This window comes from Salinigranum marinum (genome assembly GCF_024228675.1).
Taxonomy (GTDB): domain Archaea; phylum Halobacteriota; class Halobacteria; order Halobacteriales; family Haloferacaceae; genus Salinigranum; species Salinigranum marinum.
Window position 1 is genome coordinate 2611137 of the sequence record NZ_CP100461.1, and the last position, 24382, is coordinate 2635518.

Annotated in this window: 29 protein-coding genes; 12 read left to right on the top strand and 17 right to left on the bottom strand. The window is 63.2% G+C overall.

Annotated features, from left to right (window positions below; all coding sequences use genetic code 11):
- Positions 1-153: 153 nt before the first annotated feature.
- A complete protein-coding gene (locus NKJ07_RS12935; protein ID WP_318567229.1) occupies positions 154-771 on the top strand; it encodes a tyrosine-type recombinase/integrase in 618 nt (205 codons plus the stop codon).
- Positions 772-875: 104 nt separating this feature from the next.
- Positions 876-1397, top strand: coding sequence for a DUF7342 family protein (locus NKJ07_RS12940; protein WP_318567230.1), 522 nt, complete (start codon positions 876-878; stop codon positions 1395-1397).
- A gap of 109 nt (positions 1398-1506) precedes the next feature.
- Here NKJ07_RS12940 and NKJ07_RS12945 read toward each other — a convergent pair whose 3' ends face one another.
- Both NKJ07_RS12945 and NKJ07_RS12950 read right to left on the bottom strand, forming a co-directional pair.
- A complete protein-coding gene (locus tag NKJ07_RS12945) occupies positions 1507-1935 on the bottom strand; it encodes a putative toxin-antitoxin system toxin component, PIN family (RefSeq protein ID WP_318567231.1) in 429 nt (142 codons plus the stop codon).
- A complete protein-coding gene (locus tag NKJ07_RS12950) occupies positions 1917-2249 on the bottom strand; it encodes a hypothetical protein (RefSeq protein WP_318567232.1) in 333 nt (110 codons plus the stop codon). The genes NKJ07_RS12945 and NKJ07_RS12950 overlap by 19 nt, the downstream gene beginning before the upstream one ends.
- Positions 2250-2527: 278 nt before the next feature.
- On the opposite strand from NKJ07_RS12950, the gene NKJ07_RS12955 reads away from it, so the two are divergent.
- Entirely contained in the window at positions 2528-3214 is a 687-nt protein-coding gene (locus NKJ07_RS12955) for a ribbon-helix-helix domain-containing protein (protein WP_318567233.1), read from the top strand.
- 267 nt (positions 3215-3481) lie between these two features.
- Here the strand turns inward: NKJ07_RS12955 and NKJ07_RS12960 are convergent, their stop codons facing one another.
- Positions 3482-4051, bottom strand: a complete 570-nt coding sequence (locus NKJ07_RS12960) for a flavodoxin domain-containing protein (RefSeq protein ID WP_318567234.1) — start codon at positions 4049-4051, stop codon at positions 3482-3484.
- A 451-nt stretch (positions 4052-4502) separates the two neighbouring features.
- Between NKJ07_RS12960 and NKJ07_RS12965 the strand changes: the two genes are divergently transcribed.
- From NKJ07_RS12965 to NKJ07_RS12975, 3 genes are all read left to right on the top strand, one after another.
- Positions 4503-4925, top strand: a complete 423-nt coding sequence (locus NKJ07_RS12965; protein ID WP_318570457.1) for a cupin domain-containing protein — start codon at positions 4503-4505, stop codon at positions 4923-4925.
- A 223-nt stretch (positions 4926-5148) separates the two neighbouring features.
- On the top strand, positions 5149-5832 hold the full coding sequence (locus NKJ07_RS12970) for a hypothetical protein (protein ID WP_318567235.1): 684 nt from the start codon (positions 5149-5151) through the stop codon (positions 5830-5832).
- Between the two features lie 144 nt (positions 5833-5976).
- Entirely contained in the window at positions 5977-6561 is a 585-nt protein-coding gene (locus NKJ07_RS12975; RefSeq protein ID WP_318567236.1) for a YdeI/OmpD-associated family protein, read from the top strand.
- A 526-nt stretch (positions 6562-7087) separates the two neighbouring features.
- Here the strand turns inward: NKJ07_RS12975 and NKJ07_RS12980 are convergent.
- Positions 7088-7903 (bottom strand): IS5 family transposase, encoded by an 816-nt coding sequence (locus NKJ07_RS12980; protein WP_318566907.1) that lies wholly within the window; start codon positions 7901-7903, stop codon positions 7088-7090.
- A 105-nt stretch (positions 7904-8008) separates the two neighbouring features.
- On the opposite strand from NKJ07_RS12980, the gene NKJ07_RS12985 reads away from it, so the two are divergent.
- Positions 8009-8365: an ester cyclase gene (locus NKJ07_RS12985; RefSeq protein ID WP_318570458.1), complete on the top strand. Its 357-nt coding sequence runs from the start codon at positions 8009-8011 to the stop codon at positions 8363-8365.
- A 156-nt stretch (positions 8366-8521) separates the two neighbouring features.
- Here NKJ07_RS12985 and NKJ07_RS12990 read toward each other — a convergent pair whose 3' ends face one another.
- The 3 genes from NKJ07_RS12990 to NKJ07_RS13000 form a co-directional block, all read right to left on the bottom strand.
- Entirely contained in the window at positions 8522-8770 is a 249-nt protein-coding gene (locus NKJ07_RS12990) for a hypothetical protein (RefSeq protein ID WP_318567237.1), read from the bottom strand.
- A 244-nt stretch (positions 8771-9014) separates the two neighbouring features.
- Entirely contained in the window at positions 9015-9833 is an 819-nt protein-coding gene (locus NKJ07_RS12995; RefSeq protein WP_318567238.1) for an MBL fold metallo-hydrolase, read from the bottom strand.
- Between the two features lie 337 nt (positions 9834-10170).
- Positions 10171-10788 carry a DUF8102 family protein gene (locus NKJ07_RS13000; RefSeq protein WP_318567239.1) on the bottom strand — a complete coding sequence of 206 codons (618 nt, stop codon included), beginning with the start codon at positions 10786-10788 and terminating at the stop codon, positions 10171-10173.
- A gap of 935 nt (positions 10789-11723) precedes the next feature.
- Between NKJ07_RS13000 and NKJ07_RS13005 the strand changes: the two genes are divergently transcribed.
- Positions 11724-11921 (top strand): hypothetical protein, encoded by a 198-nt coding sequence (locus NKJ07_RS13005; protein WP_318567240.1) that lies wholly within the window; start codon positions 11724-11726, stop codon positions 11919-11921.
- Between the two features lie 2 nt (positions 11922-11923).
- Here the strand turns inward: NKJ07_RS13005 and NKJ07_RS13010 are convergent, their stop codons facing one another.
- On the bottom strand, positions 11924-13201 hold the full coding sequence (locus NKJ07_RS13010) for a site-specific integrase (RefSeq protein WP_318567241.1): 1278 nt from the start codon (positions 13199-13201) through the stop codon (positions 11924-11926).
- Between the two features lie 354 nt (positions 13202-13555).
- Between NKJ07_RS13010 and NKJ07_RS13015 the strand changes: the two genes are divergently transcribed.
- Positions 13556-13750, top strand: a complete 195-nt coding sequence (locus tag NKJ07_RS13015) for a DUF1328 domain-containing protein (protein ID WP_318567242.1) — start codon at positions 13556-13558, stop codon at positions 13748-13750.
- A 408-nt stretch (positions 13751-14158) separates the two neighbouring features.
- On the opposite strand, the gene NKJ07_RS13020 is transcribed toward NKJ07_RS13015, so the two are convergent.
- The 5 genes from NKJ07_RS13020 to NKJ07_RS13040 form a co-directional block, all read right to left on the bottom strand.
- A complete protein-coding gene (locus NKJ07_RS13020; RefSeq protein ID WP_318567243.1) occupies positions 14159-15082 on the bottom strand; it encodes an NAD(P)-dependent oxidoreductase in 924 nt (307 codons plus the stop codon).
- A 191-nt stretch (positions 15083-15273) separates the two neighbouring features.
- Positions 15274-15849: a carboxymuconolactone decarboxylase family protein gene (locus NKJ07_RS13025; protein WP_318567244.1), complete on the bottom strand. Its 576-nt coding sequence runs from the start codon at positions 15847-15849 to the stop codon at positions 15274-15276.
- Between the two features lie 100 nt (positions 15850-15949).
- Positions 15950-16774: an alpha/beta fold hydrolase gene (locus NKJ07_RS13030; protein ID WP_318567245.1), complete on the bottom strand. Its 825-nt coding sequence runs from the start codon at positions 16772-16774 to the stop codon at positions 15950-15952.
- Between the two features lie 154 nt (positions 16775-16928).
- Positions 16929-17801 (bottom strand): DUF7537 family lipoprotein, encoded by an 873-nt coding sequence (locus tag NKJ07_RS13035; RefSeq protein WP_318567246.1) that lies wholly within the window; start codon positions 17799-17801, stop codon positions 16929-16931.
- 157 nt (positions 17802-17958) lie between these two features.
- Positions 17959-18705: a DUF429 domain-containing protein gene (locus tag NKJ07_RS13040; protein ID WP_318567247.1), complete on the bottom strand. Its 747-nt coding sequence runs from the start codon at positions 18703-18705 to the stop codon at positions 17959-17961.
- A 98-nt stretch (positions 18706-18803) separates the two neighbouring features.
- Between NKJ07_RS13040 and NKJ07_RS13045 the strand changes: the two genes are divergently transcribed.
- Positions 18804-19781, top strand: a complete 978-nt coding sequence (locus NKJ07_RS13045; RefSeq protein ID WP_318567248.1) for a Gfo/Idh/MocA family protein — start codon at positions 18804-18806, stop codon at positions 19779-19781.
- Positions 19782-19818: 37 nt separating this feature from the next.
- Here the strand turns inward: NKJ07_RS13045 and NKJ07_RS13050 are convergent, their stop codons facing one another.
- Positions 19819-20694, bottom strand: a complete 876-nt coding sequence (locus NKJ07_RS13050) for a DUF5995 family protein (protein WP_318567249.1) — start codon at positions 20692-20694, stop codon at positions 19819-19821.
- 178 nt (positions 20695-20872) lie between these two features.
- On the opposite strand from NKJ07_RS13050, the gene NKJ07_RS13055 reads away from it, so the two are divergent.
- Entirely contained in the window at positions 20873-21067 is a 195-nt protein-coding gene (locus NKJ07_RS13055; RefSeq protein ID WP_103424157.1) for a cold-shock protein, read from the top strand.
- Positions 21068-21183: 116 nt separating this feature from the next.
- Here the strand turns inward: NKJ07_RS13055 and NKJ07_RS13060 are convergent, their stop codons facing one another.
- Both NKJ07_RS13060 and NKJ07_RS13065 read right to left on the bottom strand, forming a co-directional pair.
- Positions 21184-21351, bottom strand: coding sequence for a hypothetical protein (locus NKJ07_RS13060; protein ID WP_318567250.1), 168 nt, complete (start codon positions 21349-21351; stop codon positions 21184-21186).
- A 91-nt stretch (positions 21352-21442) separates the two neighbouring features.
- On the bottom strand, positions 21443-22075 hold the full coding sequence (locus NKJ07_RS13065; RefSeq protein ID WP_318567251.1) for a PGF-CTERM sorting domain-containing protein: 633 nt from the start codon (positions 22073-22075) through the stop codon (positions 21443-21445).
- Between the two features lie 185 nt (positions 22076-22260).
- Between NKJ07_RS13065 and NKJ07_RS13070 the strand changes: the two genes are divergently transcribed.
- A complete protein-coding gene (locus NKJ07_RS13070) occupies positions 22261-23847 on the top strand; it encodes a hypothetical protein (protein WP_318567252.1) in 1587 nt (528 codons plus the stop codon).
- Between the two features lie 4 nt (positions 23848-23851).
- On the opposite strand, the gene NKJ07_RS13075 is transcribed toward NKJ07_RS13070, so the two are convergent.
- Complete coding sequence (locus tag NKJ07_RS13075) at positions 23852-24307, bottom strand: pyridoxamine 5'-phosphate oxidase family protein (protein WP_318567253.1); 456 nt, start codon at positions 24305-24307, stop codon at positions 23852-23854.
- Between the last annotated feature and the right edge of the window lie 75 nt (positions 24308-24382).

A 24382-nucleotide genomic window follows, 5' to 3' on the forward strand; every position in this document is an offset into this window, starting at 1 on the left:
TCGGGCAATTTTCGCCAGCATACGGTGTCATACGACAAGAACTGCCGAACGGCCCTGTCCGTGGCACGTACCACCGAACTTTGCATTCTCTCTGTAGAGTCCAAAGTTCGAAGGTACTGCGGCCTGTTCTGTTTATAAAGAGGCCATCTCCGAATGCCCGAAAATGCAAACTCCAAAGTTCGAGCGAAAGTGTGGCTGACGCCCGACCAGGTCGACACGCTCCGCACCGCGTGCTACGAGACTGGTGCGTCGTACCTCCAGCAGCGAAACGAGGCGGTCATCGCGCTCACCTACGACACCGGCCTCCGGGTCGGTGAACTCATCGACATTGACGTCGAGATGCTACGGGAGGGAAACAGCGAGCTATACCTGCCCGGGCACATCCAGAAGGACTACCCGAACGACAACAGCCCAGGACCGGTGACGATGGAACTATCGACCGATGTGACCCGGCTCCTCTCGTCGTACCTGAACAGTCGGTGGAAAGAGTCGCCCGCATTGTTCCCGGCTCGGTCGTCCGACCGGATTACCACACAGGGTGTCCGTAATATGCTGCACAAGGTCGCGGAGACGGCGGGCCTCCGTCCCTATCTCGTCGATGGATCACGCGGCGACGCGGAGGACGTGACACCACACGCACTCCGTCACAGCGTCGCCTACCGGATGATGAACGATGAGGACGGGAACACGTTATACGACGTTCGTAACCGCTTACGCCATCGCTCGATTCAGACGACCGAACGGATCTACGACCACCTGATCAAGGTATAACCACGAGATCGGACGTCGGCAGCCGGCAGTAGACGTCTGAGTATGCTCGAACTAATTATTTCCAGCCAAGTGGACATATGTTCCATCCACTCGTACATCGATGTATGCCCGACGACACCCAGAACAACAACCCTGGCCACGCTTCGATGACGCGTGGCGAGCGGATTCGTGCTGCTGCACGGACGCTTCGGACTCCCCGCACCGCGTCGTGGGTCGCGACGGAAACAGGCGTGTCCGTCAAGACAGCGCAAAAGTACCTCAACCAGCTCGTCGAGGACAACGTTCTGCGAAAGGTCACACAGGGCGATCAAACGCTCTATTGCATCGATCAGCTCATGGCGGCCTATCGCGAGGTCGCAACACTCCAGCGGGAACACAGTCGTGAGGAACTGACGACTGCTCTCGAATCGATGCGCACCAAAATCACCGACTGGAAACAGTCGTACGACGTCGAGACCCCGGGCGAGCTTCGAGCCGGTATTGCAGACGTCGACGATGCCAACGAGATCGAGATGCGACGCGAAATTGCCAGCGAGTGGGAGCACCTCGCTGACCGCGTCCCGGTTGTTCGGGCTGCACTCAACGAGTACGATTGGGCGACCGAACGGGACACCATCTCGACGTAATCGGATGGGGCTTTCAGGAACAACCGACAGCTCGGTCTACGCAGGGCTCGGAAACGTCCTCAAACAGCACCCCGCTATTCGTCAGTCGGATACGAGCCGGATAGCATCGTTAACAGGACCTGTCGCGAATCAGGCTCAAGAACTCTGCGGGCTCCACGATTTTGATACCGCGGAATGGATTCTCGTCGAGGAGATGATCGTTACCAGAAACGATGTAGTCTGCGCCAGCTGCGAGCGCACACTCAAGAAAGACGTCATCGTCAGGGTCGTCTTCAATTACCTCGACAGAGACTTCTGGATTGATAACTTTAGCCCCGGTGAGCCGGATGAGTTCGTCTGGAAGCGTCCGTTGCTCTTCTTCATCGAAGGGCAGGCGGTCATAAGTGAGGACTCTTCGAAACTCGTCAAGAGCATCCTCAGAGATAACCATCTGAACGTCTCCCATAACTGCCAAGTCTATGCATTCTTTGGGTTTTCCACCAAAGCCGAGACCAGAAATGAGGACGTTGGTGTCAAAGACTACTGCGATCTGGCCCATTCTATCGCGTCATCGACGTCGTCCTCGGTCACGTCCGATTCGTCGAATTTGCGTTGGACCGATGCAGACAGTTTGTCCCATTCCTCTTTGCGTGCTGCAGCCTCCTTGCTACGGTCTTCCTCGCCGTCATCCCTTCTGGAAATGATAAGGAGGAGGAGGAGAATAAGCCCACACACGACCTCCGAGGCTCCGTCACCAATCTTCCGGAAGCCCTCGGTAATCTCGCGCTTCCCCTCTGAGAAGCCCGAGCTCGGCGACACCTCTTCCGGTGTCCACGGACTGTCTTCAGGGGGATTTGACGCGCTGGAACTCATTGCAATTCGCTCAGCCGAAGATTGCCGTCGTGGATAGATAAATTGTGGTGGTGTCGCTCATCGGAGCCCGAAGTGCTGCTTCTCACTGTTTCAACCCTCCAAGTGCTGCTGACGTGCTACACTACTTGCTCACGAACCAATCGAACGATATTCAATTGACGAGTCATTCCCCACCTGTCCACGGCGGCTTGAAGCACTAGACTACTGTTGTAGCCGTGTATCACCGGGAAAACGGTCCAAAGTACTATTACAACTTGGTGGTATTACTTAGTTATAACATGGCGACTTGCCAGGGAGATATCCCGATTACGACGAAAGTCGACGAGTCGACGCGAGTCCTTATCGACGAACTGGCCGAAGCCGAAGATACGAGTCGGGCTGAAGTCCTCCGACGATTCCTCGAACTGTACCACCAGTCGGAAGACGGGAATTTGGAGTGTCCCTCATGCATGCAAGCAGTGCGTATTCGGGCTGATGAGGTGGATCTGGCCGCCGATACACCAGATAAATCGCCAGCTACGGATAAAACCGGAACGACCGACGAGATCGAGACGGGGCCCAATACGTTCCCCGAGAGACGGAACGCCAACGTCGATACCTCTTCGACCGATTTTCAATCGCAGGTAGCCGAACTTGAATCGGTCATCGAGAAGCACCAGCAGAAACTCGACTTCCTACGACGAAAAATGACTGCACAAGAGAGGGAAATCGCTGACCTTGCACAGTCGAGTGCGTCCACCGAACGTATCGACAGCCTCGAAAGGGAGATTGAATGGATCAGTAACGAAATGAGGGGCGTAATTCCTCGCGTCGAGGCACTCACTGCGGTATCCGACCTCGAAAACGAAGGTATGTGCCCGAGATGTGGTACCGAACTTACGACCAGTGAGCCGCATGTCGATATGGAAAAACCAGCCGATATCGGATGTTCGGAATGTGGATTGACTGTCGGACGTAAATCGTGAATTCGGAATGTTGCTGCTCATAGGGATTAGCGGAAGAACTCATACACTCGGACACGTGCTATCTGGTATCTGTTAGAAGGACTGTGCGAGATACACAGCGCGAATCGGTCGCTATCGCTATGGCCATCCGTTGAGCGGATGTTGGGTTCGTCGGCCCGAGATCTGTCGCGGTCTATCTCCCTCTCCGTTCGGTCATTCTCGGCCGAAGTAGTGGCCGCCCGGTGCCAGTTCGTGAAGGCCAACCGGTCGTCTGCTGTCGGTCGGTCCTTAGTCTGCTTCGACCGCCTCGCTCAGCCGCTCCTCAACGAACGCGGCGAACTCACCGGCAAACGACACGACCGATTCCCAGTCGGTGAGCTCGGCGTCTCCTGACTCGTCCGTCTCAAATTCTTGATTCCTCACGATGAATTTCAGCAACGCTCGCTTGAGAAAACCGTACTCTGAGAAGCGTAGCGCGCCGCCGAAGAGGGCGATTCTGTCGGGCTGCCAGTTCGTGTCGTCGATAAACTTGTCGAGATATCCTGTCGCCTCCGCGAGGCCCTCGTCGTTCTTCGCCCCGGACGCACCGGAGACTTGAAAGAACCCGTTCGGCGTTCGCACCAGCACGTCGCGGTTCATTTTAACCCACTTCCTCACCGACTTCTGTTGTCTTCCATAGTGGACCGACGCACCGATCAAGACAGCGTCGAACTCGTCGAGATCGAGTTCGGAATCGATCTCCGCGACGTTTACCGTCGTTGCCTCGTGGCCACGGGCTCTGAATTCCTCCGTGATGCTGTCGGCTATCTTTTCGGTCTGTCCCTCGCCGGTTCCGAACACAGTAAGGATGTGGGCCATGCATGTAGTAACGTCGACAACAGTCAAATACTAGCTGCAGCCTCTCGTGGGCGAACACCCTGTCACTGACGCTCTCCGTTGGGCTACTATTCTGATCTTCACGGATCAGAGCTCCACAGTGAATCCCATTGCCCACTTCGGCCTCTGTATCTCCTAGGCCGCTACTGGAGGAACGCTCGAAGAGTCGCTACCGGGAATAGACTCGACGGGACGAGGGTCCGTAGGAGGAAGGCCACATCCAGCCAGCGAACAGCACGTACGGAATGGTTACGACCGCTGGAGCACTATTGAACCGATGAGCCGATTTTCGAACGAACATCAGTCGATGGTACCAGGTGATCCCTCAGAATACGATTCAGTCGGATATCCAAGCACAGTCGAGGATCTATCGACGGGAGCACGTATCACGTTCCTCGAACGCGGTGTCGATGAACAGGGGGCGTACTTGATGATGGACGGCGTTCTCCCGCCGGGAGTAGACAGTGGGCCCGCCCGTCTGCACCCACGGTCGGAGGCACGCTCGGAGGTGATGGCGGGTCGGGCCGACGTGACGGTTCGCGGTGACTCCCACGTCCTGCTTCCCGGCGAATCGCTGACCATCGCCCCCGGAGAAGCCCACAGCATCCGTAACCGCGGCGACGACACCCTCGTCGTTCGGACGACCCTCCGCCCGCCCGGCGAGTTCGAAGCCGCAACTCGGGCGCTCTACGAGGCCGGGGCAGGGGGCCGACCGGATCTATTCGCGGTGTCCGCAGTCCTCTCTCATTACCGTTCGGACGTGCGTCTCGCAGCCGTTCCGTGGGTGGTTCAGCGACCGCTCTTGCGTGCGCTCGCCGGCATTGCAGCGATGCTCGGTCGAAATCCACTCAGGTAGTCCACTCCCCTGTCGCGGCCAATTAGGAGTGACACAGTCTCTGGCTGATCGTCGAGTACGGTGACGAGCGTATCCTGCACCGTCCGCATGGATGAAGACAGTCTGACTGGCGGATGAGAAACCTTCGACACGGCTATCTTCTCAGATGGCTATTATAAAATCAGCGATAAAAATGGCGTCGTCTACTAACCAAGCAGTCGAGAGTATCGAACGGCCGACCGGTGTGAGTCGGTGGAACTACCTGCGTATCGGTGGACTGGCCGCGCTCACCGAAGCGGCCATCTACGTGGCCGGTATCGCGTACTTCCTCGTCATCCTCGATTTCGCGAGCGTCACCGGGGCGCTCCAACAGGTCGAACTGTTCGTCGCGAACGAGACGAGTCTGTACGCGATGAACCTACTCATCTACGTGGTCTTCGGTATCGTACTGGTGGCGCTCGTTCTGGCGCTCCACGAGCATCTCAAAGCCTACGCACCGATGCTGATGCGCGCGACGACCGCGTTCGGGCTCATCTGGGCCGGCCTCGTCATCGCCAGCGGGATGATTGCCACCCTCGCGACGGGCGTCGTCGTTGACCTCTACAGTACCGACCCGACGCAGGCGACCACGGTCTGGCTGGCAGTCAGTCCGGTCATCGACGGGATGGGCGGCGGTAACGAGATCATCGGCGGGCTCTGGACGCTACTCGTGAGTGTGGTGGCGCTGCGAGCGCGGGCGCTCCACCGACTGGTGAACTACTTCGGGCTCGTGGTCGGGACTGCAGGTATCATCTCGGCGATTCCAGCACTCGGTGAGATCGGCGGGGGCATCTTCGGGCTTACCCAAATCGTCTGGTTCGTCGCTCTCGGCGTCCTCCTGTTAGGCGCGGGACGCCGTGAGGCGTCCGCATACCTTCGTGAGGAGTGAGTCGACCGATTGTGGTGTGAGACCAACACGGACGAGGCACTGAATACATACTCTATATTCAACACGGCTCCGACAAACTATCAACAACCGAGGATTTCAACAAGGCCGACTAGGGTTATAGACGCGCAGGGTCTTTGGTGATCCATGGACCCACTATTCTTCGACTCTCGTAACGAGTTCCGCACCTGGTTGGAAGGGCACCACGACACGAAAAAAGAGCTGTGGGTAGGCTACTACAAGGCCGACGCCGAGAGATCTGGTATCGGGTACGGAGAGTCGGTCGAGGAAGCGCTCTGCTTCGGATGGATCGACGGTCTGGTCAAGGGCATCGACGACGAGACGTACACCCGTCGGTTTACGCCCAGAAGCTCCGACAGCAAGTGGTCGAAGGCGAACAAGGGGCGGGTCGCAGCGATGACCAAGGAGGGGAAGATGACCCTGGCCGGAATGGAACTCGTCGACGCGGCGAAGGAGTCGGGCGAGTGGGCGGCTGCCTATCGGCTCGGCGACGATCACGAAATTCCGGCCGAACTTGAGGCGGCGCTGCGTGAGAACGAGACCGCTTGGGAGAACTTCCAGGACTGCTCGAACACGGACCAGCACGCATTCATCGCGGCCGTTGAGGAGGCTAAGACGGACGAGACCAAGCAAAAGCGCATCAAACGAACGGTCGAACTCGCGGCGCAGGATCTCCGAGCATACGACGAGAACAACAAGCGGCGGCTGTGATGTGGCCGTTTCAGAGGTAACAGTTCTCAAGAAAACTCGCTTCTCGAGTTCCTTCTCGTCACCATCGCGGACGAAGTCACGGCATTGCTCATCGAGAATGTTCGTGCAGTATGCGCCCTGTAGTGACCGCTCTGCTCTGTCTCTTCAAGCCCCCAATTATCAATATAATTATATTTAAGCCCTCAGGAGACCTATGAGACTGTGGACCAACACCATGAGTAATAACGAAAACAACGAGACGAGCGCCCGACGACTATTCGAGGAAGTCTGGCAGAACCACAACTACGAGACGACCGACGAACTCGTAGCCAAGGTGCCTTGTTGAACGCAAGACAGCGTCGGGGTGGGGTTGCTGATCTACAATTTTACGGCGCTAAAGACGGCTTCTCGCCCTCAGAAGATGCAGTAGCTGTCACTCACAGCGGTTGCTGATGAGTCAAAACTATGGTACCTTGCTCCATTGTTCCGGTGACGGCGGCGATGCCTCTCCCGGATACGTCCGGAGAAGGGGAGCAGACGGCGAGCCCTAACTCGCCGCCTGCGTCAGGTTATGCACGATGCACTTGCGAGTCAGCTCCCGGAACTGGCCATGCCAGCTCCGGGAGCGGAGCTTCTCGCCGTCGTCTTCCTTCAACTGCGAGAAACCTGTCTCGCTCATCCAGCGTTGGTTGTAGTCCTCGTTCATCCGGGCGTTGTGGGCCTTCTGCAACGGTGTCTGCTCCCTGTGCTTGATCAACGGTCGCGTTGAGTTGGAGCGACACTCCTCGCGGAGGTCGCTCCACGAATAGTTCGCATCAGCAGACAACACACGCAGGTCTTCCGCGTTCCGGCGGAAGACCTGCATCCCGATGTGGCCGTCCCAGGCTTTCTTCGTCGTGAAATGAACGTCCTTGATCGCCAGCGAGTTCACGTCGATCAAGATCGTCGTCTTCATCGACTGGAACGAGTAATTCGCGCGGTCGCGGTAGTGGTAGCTGGTTTGATCGCGCTGGAAGCCACTCGCGTCAATCGCGGCTTCACCACTCCAGCCCGCCTGCTCCGCCGAAGCGCGGAGCAGGCGGCGCAGGTCACGCATCCGGTACTCTTGTTCCCACCGGCAGAACGAACTGTAGTGCGGTGCCTCGTCAAGTTCGAACACGGCGAGGACACCGGGCATCTCGTTAAGATAGTCTTCAGTCTCACGGAGGCTCTTCTCCAACTCGACGCGGTACAGAATCAAGGCGATCTGCACCCATTTCGCGTACCCGCCCGCGCCGTCCGGCGCGGCGGGTACTTCCGGGTCGTCAACGTGCTGTTTGGCAAGATCTCGACACATCCGTGCTAGCCGTCTGAGCGATGCCATATCGCCAGACGGCGTCCAATTACGGGTTAGCGTGACGGAATCTTCCCGTGAGAGCGTCTGAAGCTGCCGTTAGTCGACCGCAAAACAAGGCAAGCCAAGGACTACATCCTCCACGACCGGTCGATGCCGCAGGGTACCGAGTGGGCCAGTGGCCCCGATGGGTACCGACTGATGGCCGAGACGTGGCACGGATTCTTCGACGGTCCTGTGGAGCTTGACCAGTTGATCCCGGCGGGGGAGTTCGTTGTCCTCCGCTGGAGTCAGACCGGGAAGTTCGTCGGCGAGATGGGGTCCATCGAGCCGACAGATGAGGAGGTGACCATTACCGGAATCGAAATCAACCGCTTCGAGGACGGCAAGATCGCCGAAACGTGGCAGGAGACCGGCATGATTCCGATGCTCACGCAGATCGGAGTGATCCCGGAGGATCTGTTCGCCCCGAAGATGCCGGCGGAGAACTGATCCGGTGGACGGTTGCGCCCAGTGACGACACGGCGCTGCTGCCTCTGTAATGGAGCCGCAGAGCGGGCAGGTCCTGCATCGGTGCGAGCGCGTCGGCACGAAGGCGGCACGCATGGCGGTGTACGGTCCGCGGAACTCTAGTCCTTTCTCGCCTGCCTATTCCGTCCTGTCTGTGGACACGACCGATGATACTACCGACTCTTCATGATGGAAAAAGTGTGAATCAACAACCTGGGTCGGAACGAAGTTTTCGAATCCACTGAGGCCAGCTTCGACCGTCTCAGCCTCAACTACCTTGATCGTGACCCGATCAAATACCAATGTCCCGCTGACATCCAATAGCTCAACTGCGAACAGGCCGTATTCGTTGTCGACGTTGTAGCATAATATATCATCGTCTGGCACCTCGAAAAACTAATTCGAAATAATATTATCGAATACGAAGAGATTGTGGCCTTCGCTGCTCGTCGTAGCTCTTCCAGGGCACGGTTCGCGGGCATAACGAAAACTATCCCGATTCACTGAACGATGTGCGGAGTACATCCTCTGTATCGGTCACGCCGGTCGTAACAGTTCGCCAGCAGCTCGGCTCGGTATTGCTGAATACACAGCGCATATTCAGCAAGGACGGAACCGAATAATCAGGCGGTTAGTCTGCCGATGGATACAGCGCCCCGAGATCCCCCTCCCAGGGCTGGACGTGTCCCGGGAGCAGAGTGAGGTTGCCGAGCGCACCCAATTTTCGTGCGGACTCCATCTGCTGGTCTTTATCGTAATTGAACAGGTTCCCGCCTCGCACGGGCTCTGGCGCCACGGCTTTGCCACTCATGATATCCATCGTGATCAGGGCGTCGCCAGCGAAGAGGATACGTCGCTCTGGTAACCAGAACGAACAGTGCTCCTTCCGGTGGCCAGGTGTCGCGATCACTTCGGGCTGGCCGGGGACATCCAGAACCTGCCCGTCGGTAAAGGTGCGTGCCTCAGCGATGGGTTCCGCGTCGGTCATGCCAGCCTGCATCAACGCGCGAATAAATCTCGCGTACGCGGGCCGCCACATAAAGAAGAAGGGTGCAAGCGGTGGCCTGCCTAAGCCAGCCTTAGCTGTCTCGTACCCTTCTTCGGGGAGCCACACGGGGATTCCGGCCTTTCGAAGCGGTTCAGCGAGTCCGATATGATCCGGATCGACGTGCGTGAGGATGACCGCCTTGATATCGGTTAACTCGGCCCCGATTCGTTCGAGTCCGGCCTCCAGCAGTTCCATCTGTGCAGGGACGCCCGCATCGACCAATGTCAGCCCGTCATCGTCCTCGATGAGGTACATGTTGGTCATGGTTGAACAAAGCTGGTAGACCCCATCGGCCACCTCCGTGGCCACTTGCTCTTCCCTGAGCTGGGGTTCGATGTTCCACGGGATCCGCAGGTTGCGTTGCTTGCCGATTACGTCGGGGGTTTCTTTTGCTGTTGCCATAGGCTTCTCTGGTGGTTGAACCTCTGAGAAAATCCTACTGGGTCTCGACGACACTACCCAAGGAGACGAACTCGGAGAGTCAGCAAGAACTACGACCCGCGAGAGAATAAACCCATGTTATAAATAATGAAGAATAGGCGTCTATCTCCCAGCCCCCATCCTGCTGAATACACCCTCTGTATGTGTCACGGTGATGTTAATGAGTCTGGATTTTGCCACGACGGAATCTATGAGAACTTCCGCTAATCCGTATCAATTAGCTAAAGGACATCTCACGTACTGTTAACCTGAGCGAATAATACCGCTATCATCTCAAATTACTCTGGATACGTTCCAATTACCCTTCCTCGTCACCCGTCGAGATCGCATCGGAAACCTCCGTATTTCGCTGTTCAAGCCGAGTCCAGTCATCCGAATCGAGGTCTCCATATCGAACGAGGGCTGCCAATTCCTGGTCCGTGAGCTGGGCGTCCGAGCGCAATTTTTCGAGTGCGTGCTCGTGATCGATGATATCATGGTTCCATTCCAGCTCAATGTCCACCGAAGCCTCGGCTATACTGTAGTGTGGTCCCTGCCGGGCTCGTTTACTACGACTGCTGCCATATTCGACAGCACTTCTCACGAGTCGCTCGAAATTTGCATGTGTGTGCTCTGAAATTCCATAATAAATGAAACCTAGCGCAGATTCAGCTCCCAAATATACATTCTCGGGACCAGATTCAATCCACTGCGAACGGCTCGATACGTTATTGAATATCGTCTGAATGTCGTGGTCGTCCATGTAGCGTAACAGTAGCTCGAAGTCGAGCAGACCGTTCCTGACTCGGTCTCGCATACGCTGGCGTAGCTGCACCTCGGACCCACCACTCACGTCATTTTCACCGAGTAGGTACGCTCTATCGGCGTACGTGAGCAGCCCAGGATCTCGGTCACGAGAGTGTTCGGTGACTTCCATATTTGGTCCCAAATATCCATTGAGTTTGTCATTTGGTGTCTCTTTGTCAGACGGCATTATCAGAGAGTAATAATTCTGTATTACTTAGGATTAATTACTCTCACCGAATATGGATGGTATATGTCGGTAGACCCCGATGATAGATGGACTTCGATCCCAGTTCGCCCTCGCACACGTGACAAGGTGCATAGCGTCAAGCGTGAGGGTGAAACGTGGACTGAGACACTCGACCGTCTAATTGAGGTCCACACCGACCAGGGTGGCCGATAACTCGATAAACGCGAGTAGCACCGCTCGTATCGGTTGAATCGTACAGCGACAGGCCGACGCAATCGGGTGTTACAGGCACCCATTCAGGCTCCCTGGCAGGGGAGTGTGCCTGCCGCTGAACTGATAGCAAATCGGAGCCGCCTTCGCAGGTCAAGCCCTGGTATGTCGATATACAACCGCTGTACATCAGCGTTCGGGTCCGGGCCCTATCGAGGCGGCCGCAGCTACGCCGGTTGAACCGGCGAATACCGGACACATGAATGCAACAACGGTCAGACAAGGCGTACAGGAATCGAACCAAACACAACTGGAACACTCCGAACGAGGTGCGTTCCTCCGGAGTGTAAATCGAATCGATGGGGTCGCTGTCGAGGCACGACCAAGGGCCGCAGCCTGTGGGGCCAGTGGTTGTCGAAGCTCCCGTGACCTCGTTCACGTCCACATCGCCGAATGGGGATCACGGGTGCTGTGCATTGGCCATGCTCGCGACGTGCTTCAGCGGGAGGGCCGGGAATGATAGAGCGATTCGGGCACGACAAGATTCGGCTCGTCGAGTGTCCCCTGTGTGGCGTCGACCTCCGTAAGAAAATCCCCGCTGCTCACATCGCTCGGGAACACGGGCCGGCAGATGGTGGCCTGTCCCCGCTGCGAGGAGAACGGTCCTAATGCAGTCGTACGATGGAGACCCCGACCAATTCGTCGGTGAAAATCGTGAGACGCTCCTCCGCATCGTAAAGCATGGTGACGATAGGTTCGTCCGTGCGTTGGCGATGAACGCCCTCGTTCTCTACGGGAGCGATCCCGACTTGGAAGACGTCGAACGAGAGCTGCGCGAGGCGAAAGAGGGGGCGACCAGCCGATGATATCAGTTACCCGTGGCTTCGACGAATCCGCGCGCCTCCCGCATCACCTCGGGGTTCGAGTCGGTGAACTGCATGAACTTTTCGAGGCGCTCGATGTCGTCGAGGAAGTCGGGGTTGTCTTGCGCCAGCGCGAGGAGCTGGGCTCGGGTTTCTCGCTGCTCCTCCTCGACTCGCTCGACGGCCTGGTGCTCCATCGCCTGACCGCACCACACGCACAGGTCCTCTTCGCGGGGAGTCTCGCGCTGGCATCGGGGGCAGGTGAGCGGCGCGATCACTTCGTGCTCTTCCTCTTGGACCTCGACCCCGTGCGCTTTGGCGATCTCGCGGTCGTTGGCCTCAGCGAAAACGGCGATGTACCGGGCTGCCGTGTCGGAGCCGCGGGTCCATCCGTGATGGTCTTCGAGGTGCGCCTGATTGACGTTCTGGCTGGCGAGGTAGGACGCGCTGCTCTTCCGCATCCGTCGGTAGTTGACGTTGGTGTGGGTGATGCCGGCACGACGTGCGGGCTGCTGGATCATTTTGAGCCCCATCTTGTAGCTAATCTTCTCGGGGCTGTTGAGCTTGCACCAGAGGGGGGCATTCGGATTGTCCCGACCAGGGTGGACGGAGAGCCAGCGCCTGAGGTACGGCACACTGGGAATGAGCAACATCGACCGTTCGCCTTGCTTGTCATCGACGGAGATCTTGAGTCCGTGTTTGTGGTCGGAGACGTCGCCGACTCGGAGATTGAGGAACCCCTCGGGGCGGGGGCCCGCGTCCCAGGAGACGGTGATCGCGGCTTTGTCGCGGAGGTTTCGAGCCGCCTCGACCATCGGAAGGATGTGCTCGTCCCACCAGAGCATCTTCGACGGGTCGGGCATCGGATTGTAGTTCCGGGGGGTACCCGCAGGGAGGAGCTTAATCGGTTCGGGGATACCGTCGCCTGGCCCCGCGTGTTCACCGAACATTCGGACAGCCACGCGGTAGTCCCGCTTGGTTTCCTCGTTGTCGTAGTTCCGTTTGATCCACCGGCCGATAGTCTTCACCGCGTCCTCGTCCTCGAAACAGTCGACGAGATCGACGTCGGGGAGGTCGTCGGGGTCGTACTTGTTCGGGGAGTCGCCCGCCAGGAGCGTACAGTGTTGGAGGAGTTTGATGTGACGCCTGTCGGAGTACCGGGTGTCGAGGAACTCCATCTCCTCGGACATCGCGATGAGCGCCTCCTTGTCGGCGTCGCTGATGTGGGGGGAGCGTCGAACCCGACGACGGAGCAAATCAATCCGTTCAGTGGGATCGGTCATATTGATATACACCCTGGTTCAACAGTAGAGTACTTGAACCACTGGTCACGTGCCGGGAGGCGGCACTTCTGTGATTCTGACCGGTGAGCGAAGCGAGCGTTTCCGGGCGTAGTTCACGATACGGGATTCACGTCCGGCCCCCGTTGAACCGTCGCCCACGACGGGCCGAAGGTCGCTCAGGCTGTCTCTGCAAGCAGAAGGGTCTGGAGCGTGTGCCACCTGGTCACAGTCGATGCGGCCAACACAGCTCACACGGATGCCAGTGAATCGGACCGGCCCCTTCGAACGACGCGTCGACGGGCAGGAAACGATCCGTCGGAAGAGGGCCCAGAGAGCGTCGAGACGGAGGGGCCGATGAGTCCCACCGCAGTCGGACTGGTCCCGCTCCAGTTCTCCGGCGGCTTCCTCGGCTGGGCGATCGCCTTCTTCGTCGTCGCAGTCATCGCCGGAATCGCCGGGTTCCGGGGGATCGCGGGCCTCACGATGGGGATCGCGAGGATCCTCGTCGTGGTGTTCCTCGTCCTGGCAGTCGTCTCGCTGTTCCTGTAACCGAGACGGCGCTCATCGGGATCCGTTCGGCACACTCCAGTAACCACAGAGCGAGCCGAAACGGGTGCGTGTCGGGTGCGTGTCGGATGCGCTGGAGCCGGATCCGGTACATCGCGAGGTGACGTGGTCGAACTATCGTCTCGGTCGTCTCCGACTCGTCGGCGTCGTCAGTCGACGACTCCCCGATCGTCCGGATCGCGTCGTGTTCCGCCAACGCCTCCCGGACGGCTCCTTCACCGGTCGCTTGATCGCTCGCTCGACGACGGCCGTCGTCCAGGCTCGCCCTGGCTTCGTTCGACCGTCACTCACGCGGACGGAAGACACACCCAAATCCGGGAGATGCTGCTTGCACCTGCGCGCTGGACAGTCGAGAACAACTGTCGCTGGTGTCGGCCGCGTCCTCGCGCGTCAGTAGCCCTCGAACGTCTCGTCCACCGGGGTGTCGGACTCGACGAGCGTATCCGTATTCTCCTCGAACACTTTCACGACCGCGCAGGCGTCCTCGTCGCCGTAGCCTTTCGCGCTCGCTTCGGTGTAGTACTCGTGGATCAGACTGGTGAGGCCCATCGGGTAGTCGATCCCGTCGGCCGTCTGCAACGCGAGTCGGACGTCCTTCCTGGAGAGGTCGACGGTGAACGTCGGCTCGAAGTTCCGGTTGAGCACCCGCGGGACGCGCTTTTCGAACTGGTTCGAGGAGCCGCTGGCGTTCGAGACGATCTCGAAGAGCATCGCTGGATCGACACCCAGCGCCGCCCCGAGCGTCATCGCCTCCATCGCGAGCGCGCGGTTCCCGACGGTCAGGACGTTGTTCACCAGCTTGGTCGTGTGACCAGCGCCGACGTCGCCGAGGTAGTACACCTCCTCCCCGAGGGCGTTCAGGACGTCGACGGCGACCGCGTCGAGGTCGGCCTCGGCGGCCCCAACCATCAGCGTCAGCGTGCCGGTCCGAGCACCCGACGTGCCGCCGCTGACGGGCGCGTCGACCACCCGGATCCCCTCGTCGGCCCCGACATCGGCGAGCGCCCGGGTCGTATCGGGCGTGCTCGTGCTCGTGTCGATGACGGTCCGGCCACGGCAGTCGGCGGCGAACAGTCCGTCGTCGCCACAGAACACGTCCTCGACGATTTCAGGCGTCGGAAGACTCGTCACCACGACGTCGGCGGCCTCGGCGACCGCGGTGACGGACGTCGCCCCCTCGCCGCCGGCGTCCCGGAGTCGATCGACGGCTTCGGCTCGCACGTCGTAGCCGAGCAAGTCGAACCCCTGTTCCAGCAGGTGTTCGCCCATGCGACTCCCCATCCGACCCAGTCCGATCACCCCGACAGTTGGCATACCGGCACTGTCTCGCCCGTGGTCAAAGCCGTTTGCGTACGGGCGAGCGCCGACCGTGAGTCCCCTGCGGCGTCGAGCAGTCGCCGTCGGCTCGCGAGGCAGAGAAGCGAGTTCGTCGGGTCGTTGCCACCACCGAGAGACGCGAACGGCCGCGAGGATCGTGAACAGGGCGGGTCAGCCGGGTCCGTCGCTCAGAGGCGCTCCAGTTCCCAGCCGACGAACGGGCCTTCGGTGTCGACGTCGAGCGCGTCCAGTTGACGGGCGAGTCCGAGGTAGAGCCCCGCGAGTTGGCCGACGCCGACGAGCGTGGTGGCGTGGAAAAAGCGGCGCAGACGGTCGACGGATGCGTCGTCGACCGACCCCTCGACGAACCGCTCGGTGTAGGCAGCGAGGGCCGCACGCTCCGGCGGGAGCGCGTCGCGGTCACCCGACACGGCCCGGATCTGCGCCGTGGGGACGCCCGCGTCGAGCGCGACCCGGACGTGCTGGTGCCACTCGTACTCCGAGCCCGCGGCGGCGGCGGTGGCGAGGATCACGATCTCTCGTTCCTGGGGAGTGAGTTCGATCCCCTCCCAGACGGCGGTCCCGTAGCGCCGGAAAGCCTCGAGCAGACCGACGTCGTTTGCGAGCGATCGGTAGACGTTCAGGGTGCCGCCCGACAGGCCGTGGCCGCGGGTCTCGGGCGGCGACTCGTCGTCCAGGGTGTCGAGCAACGGACGTTTCTCCGGCGGCAGATCGGCCCGCTCGACCAGTGGTACGCGCGTCACTCCCACGTATCGTGGCCCCCGGAGCAAGAGCCCACCGGCGGTGAGAGCGGACGCGAGCACCGTCCGGTCAACCGGCCGCTGGCTGCCACGGAGCACACAGTCAACAACGGTCCACGAACGCGCGCAGTTCCCGGTTGAACCGCGCCGGAGCCTCCCAGAAGGGGGAGTGGCCGACGCCCTCGTAGATCGAGGTCTCGGCGTCGGGCACCAGATCGGCGTGGCGTTCGGTCGCGGTCGGCAACACCACCTGGTCCGCCGTGCCGTGGGTGAGCAAGACCGGCACGTCGAGACCCCGGAGAGTGTCCTCGTGGACGGCGGTGCGGGCCTGGAGCGCCTCCCGGACCCGCGGCGGGCAGGCGGCGTTGTAGCCGAGCATGAACGAGCGCTCCCACGGCGTCAACGGTTCGGCGACGCAGATGTCGAGGAACGCACCCAGGGCCGCGACGCTCTCCTCGGCGTCGCGCGTCTCCAAGTCGTCGAGCATGGCGGCGAAGGCGTCGCCCGCGACCTCGGCGGCCGCGTCGGTGCCCTTCTCGCTGATGGCACCGACGAGGGTGAGCCCCGCGACGTCGTCGGTCCCCGCCACGGCGAGGTAGTCCGAGAGGACGAGTCCGCCGTACGACCACCCGACCAGCACCGGGGCCGTCTCGGTCAGTTCGTCGGTCACCGCCTGGATGTCCGCGGCCCACAGGTCGGGGTCGCGGTAGCGGTCGCTCCCCGCGGGCTTCTGCGAGTCGCCGTGACCGCGCAGGTCGGGGGCGATCAGCCGGAGATCGGCCAGCCGGTCGCTCTCGAACTGCGATCGCCAACAGAGGCGCGACTGGGAGTAGCCGTGGACGAGAACGACCGGTGGCGCGTCGGGCGGGCCGGTCGCGCCGACGCACAGTTCCGTCCCGCCCCCGCCGACGACCGTGTGGGTTTCCATAGCGTGCGTTGGCCCACGTGTGGCAAGTAGCTTCGTGAGCCCGACCGGTCGAGTGTCGGCTTCGTGGACGGACGCGAGCGGGCCGACGGGCACGCGGTCATCGGTGCGGTGAGGGGGGCCTCTCAACGAACGCGGAACGCGGTCGGCGGGCGACTCAGCCCTGCGGCTGTTGCGCTTGCGCCTCGGCTTCGGCCAGCCACTCGGGGTCGTCGAACGAGGTCGACCCGACGTCCGTCAGCGAGTACTCCCACATGCCGTTGACGGTCTGCCCGTCGGACGTCGTCCCGGTGTACGACCACGATTCGTACCGCGAGAGCCCGTCGTCGTCGATCAGGACGACGTACTCGAACTCCGTGATGTCGACGTCGGAGTTCGAACCCGTACTCGCGGCGTCGCCCACCGCCCAGAACATCGACTGCGCCTCGGAGAGTTCGTACCGCTCGACCGTCACGCCGTCGTACTGTTCGGTCCCCTCGTACGAGAGGTCGTCCACGTCGCCGTGGCTGTAGATCCCGGCGTGAGAGACGGCGTCGCCGACGACGTCGAGATCGTCCTCCTGGGCCTGGTAGAACGAGCCCTCGCTCGATCCGTAGCGCGCGTACGTCATCTCACCGGTAGAGAACCGTTCCCAGCCGGTCGTCGTCTCCTGGCCACCTGCCGATGTCGAGAACAGCACGTGCGCCCGGTTGCCGTCGAGATCGGCGTAGTAGGTGTAGCCCACCTCGCCGCCGTTGCCGTCGGCGTCCGTCCCGCTGTACGTCCACGTGGAGGTGAAACTCCCCGCGGCGCGGAGCGCCGCCTCGGCGCTCGTGCGTTCCAGCTCGGCGACGTCCGCGGGGTCGTTGCCGTCGGCTTCCGGCGCCGAGACGCCGCTCCCGCTGGACCCGGCCGAGTCGCCCGCCTCAGCGCCCGAACTGCCAGCGTCGTCAGCGGTGTCGCCGGCGTCGGCTGCACCACCGCCGCCGAGACAGCCGGCGGACAGCATCAACAGGGCCACGGTGAGAACGACGAATCTCCTCGGATACATGAAACTCGTACGCCACCAAATAATATAAAATAGCGTATAATTCAACGGAAGCGTCGGGACGGGTCGGACAGCGAACGGCGGGAGCCAGCTGACAGAGAGGACGCACGTGTCCTCCTCGGTTCGGTTGCCCGTCCAGGGCACGTCCACGGCGCGTCCGTCAGGACTCGGCGAGCGCCGTCTCCGCGCGGTACCACATCCGAACGGGGAGACCGGTCGGATCGCGCGGCGGCTCCGCGGGGAGTGAGCGAAGCGCACCCGGACCCGGTCGAGCGGTGTACGCGAGCGCGACCGCGTCGAGGACGTCGGCGACCGCGACGTCGGCACCCGCGGTCGCCTCGGCGACGGCTTGGACCGTGACCGGTCCGTCGGGGTCGAACTCGGCGAGCGTCCGGAGCCGTTCGGCGTAGCCCGCCGCGACGTCGGGCGAGTGATCGAGCGGTTGACCGGCGAACGCCCGGTAGCAGAGCTCCGGGTGGGCCTCGCCGACGACCTCCCGGGCCTCGGGGAGTTCCTGGAGGAGTTCGTCGACGGCGGCGATGGCTTCGCTGGCCTCGAACGCCGCCCGCGAGAGTTCGTGTCCGGTCTTCCGTTCGTGGGTCCGGTTGGCGGCGGGGAACCGTCGTTTCCGCGTCGCCTCCCGGACCGGGGGGCGAAAGACGGCGTCCCGACGGGGCCCGAGCACGTCGCGCGCGAGCGAGTCACAGCGGCGGCCCTCCTCGCCGCGTTCGACCAGTCCGACCGCCACGTCGACCAGGATCCGCGCCGCCGCGTCCTCGTAGCGGAGCCAGACGTCGCCGATCCCGTCGTACACCGCCGCGTGATCGAACGCCTCGCCGTCGAACACGACCGCGAGCCACGGCCCGGAACACCAGACCACACCCACGGACAGCCGGTCGTCGGTCATCGAGAGGCAGTCGGCGACCCGGGGAGAAAAGCGTGACCGCCCGTGGCGACGTGGTCGTGCCCGCGGGACTTTTGTCCCGCACGGGAGAGCGCAGAGCCATGCGCTTCGGCATCATCAGCACGGCCCGCATCGGCCTCGGGTCCGTCGTTCCCGCCATCGAAAAGAGCGAGCACGCTGTCCTCGCCATCGCGTCGCGCGAGGCGGCCCGCGCGGAGGCGGTCGCCGACGAACACGACGTTCCCAGGGCGTACGGGAGCTACGAGGCGCTCCTCGCGGACGACGACGTCGACGCGGTGTACAACCCGCTGCCGAACGCGCTGCACGCGGAGTGGTCGCGCCGCGCCGCCGATCACGGGAAGCACGTGCTGTGTGAGAAGCCACTGGCGAGGGACGCCGACGAGGCGCGCGCGCTGTTCGACTACTGCGAGGAGCGCGGCGTGACGCTGATGGAGGCGTTCATGTACCGGTTCCACCCGCGAACCGAGCGCGCCGTCGAACTCGTCGAGCGCGAACTCGGGACGGTACGGGGGTTCGACGCCGCCTTCTCCTTTCGGCTCGACGACCCCGACGACGTGCGGCTCGACCCGGAGCTCGCGGGCGGGAGCGTGATGGACGTCGGCTGCTACGCGATCAACGCCGCGCGGCTGTTCCTGGGCGATCCCGAGCGGGTGTCAGCGTCCACCACGGACACGCGTGACGCCGGCGTCGACACGGGGATGGCGGCGGTGCTCGCGTACGGCGGGGCGACCGCGCGGATCGCCTCGGGCTTCGAGACGGACGGGAACCAGTACTACCGTGTCGAGACGACCGACGGGTGGCTCCACGCCGAACCGGCGTTCGGCATCGAACCCGACGAGCGGGCCACGCTGGAGTGGCACGCCGACGGGCGGACGGTCGTCGAGGAGTTCGACCCGGTCGACCACTACCGGCTGCAGGTCGAGGCGTTCGCCGCGGCGGTCGAGGGGGGCGGCACGCCGCGCGTGACCCGGGCGGAGACGCTGGGGAACATGCGAACGATCGACGCGGTGTACGAGAGCGCGGCGTCGGGGACGGCGGTGTCGCTCGACGACGGGTGAACGGCGGACGACGGGCGAGACCCGAAACGATCGGGAGTCAGTCGTCTGCGCGCCGCGGGCCGCGTTCGACGTCACGGAGCGCCTCGTGGAGCCGGTCGCTGACGGTCGAGCCGAGGAGGAAGTAGGCGATGCCCGTCGCGGAGGTCCGCAGGAACCACAGCGCCGCGGTCCGCCGGACGCCGAGGCGGGAGTCGGCGAGCGCGACGGCGACCCGCCAGGCGCTGTCGCGGCCCTCGGCGAGCGCCACGTACGCCAGGGCCTCGTCGAGCCGTCCGAGCGACTCGTCGACGTGCGAGATGCCCGGGGCGTAGCGGTCGGCGAGCCGGTCCTGGACCTCGTCGACGAGCCGTCCGAGCACGTCGTTGACGGCGCAGTGGTCGGCGTACTTCGTCTCCCGGTCGGGGTCGACGCCGACGAGCGACAGCGCGAGCGCGAGGTCGTAGTTGACGTGGGCGTTGATCCCGAGGACGGCGTCCTGGGCGACGAGGCAGTCCCCGCGTGCGGCGGACTCGAACGCCACCTGCCACGGGTCGGCGAGCGTCTCCAGGTCGCCCGTCTCGAACCTCAACAGCGCCTGTCGGTAGAGATCGGCGAACGTGACGAGGTACGACTCGACCCACGCGGGGTCGGCGAACTCCCCGGCTTCGATCGCTCGACCCACCTCGGCCGTGACGCGGCTGTAGATGACGAGGAACGGACCGCGACGGTCGCCGCGCTCGTAGAACAGCTGTTCGAGCGCACGCAGCCGGTCGTGAGCGTCGTCGATGCCGGCGAACGGGTCGGCGACGAGGTCGAACACCGCGGGGTCGGGGGCCGGGTCGTCCCCACCGTCCGTCGGCGGCCGGCCGCCGCGGAGGCCGTCCCACGCCCGTCGGACGCGACTTCGTGAGGGGGGACGGAGAGACGTGGGCATCGACGGTACGTCGATCCGATACGTCACGTCGGTAGATATACGTTCGCGGACGAACGGTCGGTCGCGATCCACGGACACACTCCACGGATGGGCCGTCTGCGGGCCGGAAACAGCCTCGAACGGTCAGACATGGCATGTCGCAAACGTTATTACCTCCCGTTGTCTTCTGTGGACTGCAATGGCGACCGGTAAGGTTGATTTCTTCAACGACACGGGCGGTTACGGTTTCATTTCCACCGAGGACTCAGACGAGGACGTCTTCTTCCACATGGAGGACGTCGGCGGTCCGGACCTCGAAGAGGGACAGGAAGTCGAGTTCGAGATCGAGCAGGCCCCCAAGGGTCCGCGCGCCAAGAACCTGACGCGCCTGTAAGTCGAGAGCCTCGACCGTACACACCACCTGACGAATCGGCGTTCGAGAGCAACTTTCGTCCCAATTTCACGCGGCTCCGGAGCGTCGCCGATACCCGTTGTACACTCGTCACGCGGTCACTCGCCGCCGACGAACACGGTCTTCAGCCGCGAGCCACAGGTCGGACAGCAGAGCGTCTGCCACGCGTCGGAGTCGAGGCCGCCGTACGTCTCGCGCCGGTGGGCGTCCGCGACGGCGACTGCTCGCCCGCACGTCGCACACCGGAGCGTCTCGGTGTCGATCATCGGTGATGGTCGGGACCGGGCGAGCAGTACTCTGTTCCACGCGAGCGTCGGTCGGGTAACGCCTCGACGCGGCCGCGTCGGCGCGGGCGCGTCACTCGGACCCTCGGCGGCGTGCGAGGGCGACGAGCGCGAGCGCCACGAGCGCGGCGGCGGCGCCGAAGCCGGGCATCCGTGTCTGCGTCGACCGATCGGTCGTTCCCGGGGGCGGCGACGTGCGCGGCGGCGTCGGGGTCACCTCCGGAGTCGCGGTCGCGGTCGCGGTGGGCGACGGGGTCGGCGTCCGCGTGGCCGTCGGGGTAGGTGACGCCGTCGGCGTCGGCGTGGGGAGTTCGTCGACCACCTCGACGCGGACCGACGCGTCGGTCTCGTCGTCGGTCGCCCGCAGGGTGTACGTCCCCGGTTCGACGACCGAGAAGTCGGCCGTCGTGTTCCACGTGCCGTTTCGGACGGCGGCCTCCGCCAGCGGGACGGTCGTGCCGTCGTCACGGACGAGTTCGACGAAGATCGTGGTCCCCGCTTCCCGGTTCGACGTTCCGGAGACGACCACCGGTTCGTCGCGTGGGACGAGCCAGGTGTCGTCGACGCGTTCGGTCGACTGGTCGCCCTGGGCGGCCGCCAGCGGCGAGACCGTCAGCGGCCGGTCGGCGGCGACGGCGGGGCCGACCGCGGCGGCGATCAAGAGGAGCGCGGCCGCCAGCGTGAGGAGGTGGCTGTCACGGGTCATCGGTTCGGATCGGTCGGGACGGTCGTCCCCGATCGCTCGGTACGAGAGCGTACGGCTCACTTCCTCTTGATCGTTAGGGAGTCGGCGCTGTCTCGCGGTGGCCGGCCACGGGCGCGGCTCGACGGATTATCAGGGTGGATAATCGCCGCACAACGCTTACGTACGGTTCGTCCGACTCTCGACCAATGCAGCGAGGCCCCCTCGTCCTCGTCGTTCTCGCCGTCCTCGTCGTCGGGACGCTGCCAGGGCCGGTCGCGGCGGCGGAGCCGACGGTCTCGATCGCCGTCGACGACACGCCGATGGCGGCCGGCGACCGACTGGTCGTGCCCGAGGACCCGATGCTCCGCGTGAACGCGAGCGCGCGGACGACCGTCGAACGCGTCGCCGTCCGCGTCGACGGCTCGACCGTCGAGACGTGGGCACCGGGCACCGAACGGGTGTCCGAGCGGGTCCGACTCGACCTCCGGAACGAGCCGCAGACGGTGCAGGTCGTCGTCACCGGCTCCGACGGGAGCGTGAACTCGACGCGGGTCACCGTCGAGAAGGACGCCGTCGCACCGTTCGTCGGCTTCACGCAGCCGTTCGAGAGCGACCAGCTCGGACAACCGCCGGCGGAGGTGCCACTCTCGAAGTCACGGGTTACCCTCGCGGGGACACTCGAGGACAGCGTCGGCGTCGAGTTCGTTCGAATCACGCGGAAGCACAGAGTCCAGGGGACGGCCGGGTACACGGTCGCCTCGGAGACGCACGTCATCCGCGACCCCGGCGACAGCTTCTCGCAGGAACTGTTCTTCGGCCCCGGCCGGAACGATGTCTCGGTCGTGGTCCAGGACCGCTACGGCAACAGCCGGCGGTACGAACTCGCCTTCCCGATCGACGACCGCACGGAGCCGACCGTCTCGCTCGACTCGGTGCCCGAGCGCACGACGTCGTCGGCCGTGTACGTCAACGGGACCGCGGCCGACAACGTCCAGGTCGACTCGGTCTCGTACGCCGTCTTCGGCGACGTCGCCCGTCGGTCCGTCGTCGTCGGCCAGGGGCGTGGGGCGGACCCCGAGCGCCAGCAGATCGAATTCAGCCGGAAGGTCGAACTCGACCCCGGCCCCAACCGGATCACCGTCTGGGCGCGGGACACCAGCGGCAACGAGGTCAGAGAGCTCGTGATCGTCGACTACGTGCGGAACGTCGTCCCGACGGTCTCGGTCGACGAGGAGCGGACGCACCTCGTCGCGAGCGAGGCGGTCCACGTCTACGGCGCGGCGCGCGACGGCCGGGTCAGTTCGGTGTCGGTCGAGACGGTCGACGCCGACGGGACGGTCGTCGACTTCGAGCAGGTGTACGACGGCGGCGAGGTGTGGGACGACGTCTCGTTCGAGGAGGAGCTCGCGCTCGCCGACACGGGTGAGACGACGGTCGTGGTGCGCGCGGTCGACGCCGACGGCACCGAGCACGTCACGCGGTACGGCGTTCCGACGCCCGACGCCGGCGGCGTGTCCGAACCGGTAGACGGGGGCGGAGCCGACGGCGAGGGTGCGAGCGCGGGGACGGGCGGCGAGGCCGACGTGGCCGAAGCGGCCGGCGAGACGAGCGCGAACACGGCGACGGCCGTCCAGGACGGCGGGTTCGGGGCGTTCGCCGTCGCCGCGTTGCTCGTGGTCGTCCTGTCGCTCGCCCGACTGCGGCACGCGACCGTCGACGTCCCGATCGAGAAGTACGTCGACTTCGACGACACCCGCCCGTCGCTCCCCTCGTTCTCGCGGTTCCGACGGTGAGCCGCTAGCGGGCCGTCCGGCTGTGCATCCCGGTCACGTCCTCGATGTCGAGTGCCCAGCCCACGAGGTCCTGCATCGGCTCCGTCTCGGAGAACAGCGTCGGGAACCAGGCGTTGTCCTCTAAGGCGGCGCTGACGGCCGACCACTCGTCGTCGTCGACGATCCGGAGCGTCCCCGTGGCGATGACCGTCCGCCACTCCTCGCGCGAGGGGACGTCGAAGGTGAGAAACGAGGCGCGCTCGGTCGCCTCACCGAACCGCTTTTTCTTGCTCCGCTCTCCGGGCCGGAGGAAGACGAAGTAGAGCCGTTCGGCCTCCACGTCGTAGCCGTACGAGATGGGGATGCCGTACGCCTCCCCGTTCGAGGCGAGCGAGAGCACGCCGAACCCCTGCTCGCGGAGGAACGCCCGAGCGGTCTCGTCGTCCATCTCGTTGCCCTGGATGCCTGGAAACGTGGCCATACCGGACAGACAACGGGAGGGGGTATAAGAATGGTGACAGTTCTCGCAGACGTAGAGCGTCGACTGCGGGTGCTC